The organism is Actinoalloteichus spitiensis RMV-1378 (genome assembly GCF_000239155.1).
GTDB lineage: Bacteria > Actinomycetota > Actinomycetes > Mycobacteriales > Pseudonocardiaceae > Actinoalloteichus_B > Actinoalloteichus_B spitiensis.
Genome location: NZ_AGVX02000275.1, coordinates 1 through 2,714, shown reverse-complemented (window position 1 = coordinate 2,714; position 2,714 = coordinate 1). Strand labels below are relative to the sequence as shown.

3 protein-coding genes are annotated in these 2,714 nt (G+C 73.4%); 2 read left to right on the top strand and 1 reads right to left on the bottom strand.

Annotation, left to right across the window (positions count from 1 at the left end):
• Window positions 1-10 precede the first annotated feature (10 nt).
• On the bottom strand, window positions 11-1,255 hold the full coding sequence (locus ACTIDRAF_RS0213080; RefSeq protein WP_026066054.1) for an MFS transporter: 1,245 nt from the start codon (window positions 1,253-1,255) through the stop codon (window positions 11-13).
• Between the two features lie 102 nt (window positions 1,256-1,357).
• Here ACTIDRAF_RS0213080 and ACTIDRAF_RS0213075 point away from each other — a divergent pair, with 102 nt between their 5' ends.
• Window positions 1,358-1,588, top strand: a complete 231-nt coding sequence (locus ACTIDRAF_RS0213075) for an MbtH family protein (protein WP_016699185.1) — start codon at window positions 1,358-1,360, stop codon at window positions 1,586-1,588.
• Window positions 1,585-2,592, top strand: a complete 1,008-nt coding sequence (locus tag ACTIDRAF_RS0213070) for a 1-aminocyclopropane-1-carboxylate deaminase/D-cysteine desulfhydrase (RefSeq protein WP_245533530.1) — start codon at window positions 1,585-1,587, stop codon at window positions 2,590-2,592. The genes ACTIDRAF_RS0213075 and ACTIDRAF_RS0213070 overlap by 4 nt, the downstream gene beginning before the upstream one ends.
• The last annotated feature ends 122 nt before the right edge of the window (window positions 2,593-2,714 follow it).

Genomic DNA, 2,714 nt, shown 5'->3' with positions numbered 1-2,714 from the left:
CGGTGCCCGCTCACGCCGCCGCCGGCTCCCGGCGGGTTCCGCCGGCGCGGGCCCCGCCCACCGCCAGCCACGCCACCGCGCAGCACGCGACGAGCACCGGCCAGGGCCACACCGGCCCCTGCGCCAGCAGGCTGGTGAACAGCACCGGGGCCACCACCATCGCCACCCCCCAGGACATCTGGTGCACCCCGAGGTAGCGGCCCCGCATCTCCTCCGGCGCCAGGCGCGCCGCGAACGCGGAGCTGGTCGGCGCGAAGAGCAGCTCGGCGGAGGTGAACACCACGATCCCGAGGAACAGCATGCCCAGGGCCGCCGGTGGCGGCAGCAGGGCCGACACCCCGAGCACGAGGAAGGACACCGCCCACAGCACCGAGGCCAACCGGAGCACACCCGTCTCGGCCCGCTTCTCGGTCCACCGGACCACCGGCGGCTGCGCCACGACCACCAGCACCGTGTTCACGGTGTACAACGCCCCCGGCAGCCATGCGTGCGCCGGCATCGTCACGCCCACGAAGGCGGGCACCAGCAGGATGATCGCGTACACGGCGACCACGAAGAACGCGTTGGCCACCACCAACAGCGTGAACGGGCGGTCCCGCAGCACCCGCAGGTACCCGCCGCTGGCCCGGGGTCGTGCCACCGCCGCCCGCCGGCCCGCCATGGCGTGCGCCTTCGGCCAGGTCCCGATCAGCGCGGCCACGAACAGGTAGATGGCGGCGTTGGTCACCGCCAGCGCGTGGTACCCGATGTCGCCGAACCCGACGACCGCCGCGGCGATCATCGCCCCCACCCCCAGCGAGGCGTTCCGGGCCGAACGGATCAGCCCGAACCACCTCGGCTGCTGCTCGACCCCCACCAGCGACACCACCAGCGTCCCCTGGGCGGGCAACCAGGCGCCGTCGGCCCAGTAGATCAACGCGGCCGCCAACACGAGCTGCCACGGCGTCTCCACCCACAGGTAGGACACGAAACCGAGGCAGCGCAGCAGGTTGCAGCCCACGATCACGGCCGGCGCCCCGAACCGGTCCACCAGCGGACCGCTCAACACCCCAGCCGGAACCCCGGCGAGCGCGGCGATCGACAACGCCGTACCGATCGCGACCAGTCCGAGGTCGGTGACGGCGAGGAAGTACGGAATGGTGAAGGGCAGGAACATGCCGCTGCCCAGGCTTTCCACCCCCGCCGATCCCGCCAGCCTGCCCAGCCCCCGCAGGCGCGGAAATCCGAACCGCTCTGCTGCCCGGGAAATAACCACGGCCGGCAGGGTATCCACCGGAAAACGATTCTGGCAACGATAACGAAACAAAAAGACGCGTCGTTAGGATGCCGGAAAAAATGTCTGCGCGGAGGTAATGGCGTGCTGGGAGAGAACGAGGACACCGCCGAGTTCGACGTCGTCGTCAACGACGAGGAACAGTATTCGGTGTGGCCGGTCGGACGGGAGGTACCGGCCGGGTGGCGCGCCGTGGGCCAGCGGGGTCCGAAGCGGGACTGCCTTGCATGGATCGACGAGAACTGGACGGACATGCGGCCACGGGGCCTCCGCGACGCGCTCGCCGGCACCGCCGGAACGGGAGACCCGGCTTGACCGAGCCCACCGGCCCGCCACGTGTCCCGTTGATCACCGCCCCCACCCGGGTCCAGCGGATCACCGGGGTGGCCCGCCGGCCGATCCACCTCAAGCGGGACGACGAGAACTCACCGGTCTTCGGTGGCTGCAAGACCAGGGCGTTGGAGTTCGTCCTGGGCGCCGCGCTGGCCGAGGGAGCCACGGCGGTGCTCACGGCGGGCACCGCCGGCTCCAACCACGTCGCCGCGACGGCCCTGCACGCCGCCGCTCTCGGGCTGCCGGTCACCGCGCTGGTGCTGCCCCAGGAACCCGGCCCGCTCGTGTCCCGGAACCTCCGGCTGGCCCTGGGCGCCGGGGCACGACTGGAACCGGTGCCACCGGGCGTGTCGGTGCACCCGGACCGGCAGCGGCACCGCGAGGCCGTCGAGGAGCTCCGCGCGAGCGGCGCGCGGCCCTTCGTCATCCCCTTCGGGGGAGCGGCCCCGGTGGCCGGGCGAGCCCACGCCCTGGCCGGCCGGGAACTCGGCGACCAGGCGCGCGAACTGGGGTTGCCCGAACCGCTGCGGGTGTACCTGCCGGCCGCGTCCACCCTCACCGCGGCGGGCATCGCCGCCGGACTGGCCAGCACCGGGGTGTCCTTCCAGGTCACGGCCGTGGACGTCGTGGGGGACGCCTCGGTCACCGGCCCGGGGCCGCTGGAGCGGGCCCGGGAGGTCGCCGCCGCCTTCGGTGTCCCGCGGAACCAGGTGCGCTCCCACCACCTCCGGCACGTCGACGGGTACTCCGACGCGCCCTACGGAGTGCCCGGTGCGCGGGCACCACGCGCCGCCCGCCTGTTGCGCGAGGCGGCCGGCGTGGAGGTCGACGAGTGCTACGGGGCGAAGGCGTTCGCCCGCCTCCTCGCCGAGGCCGACTCCGACGAGGGGGGGACGTACCTGTTCTGGCACACCGGCGACAGCAGGTCCACAGCGGACGCCGTGTCACGGCCCCTGCCCCCTGAACTGGCGCACTACGATGGCTGACCGTGATCGGACTCGCACGCGGGGGAGCGGCGGCCACCGCCCTCGTCCTGGCGTTGGCGGCGTGCGGGGCGCCTGAACCGCCACCCCCGCTCCCCACCTCCTCGGCGGCCTCGCCCGTCGAC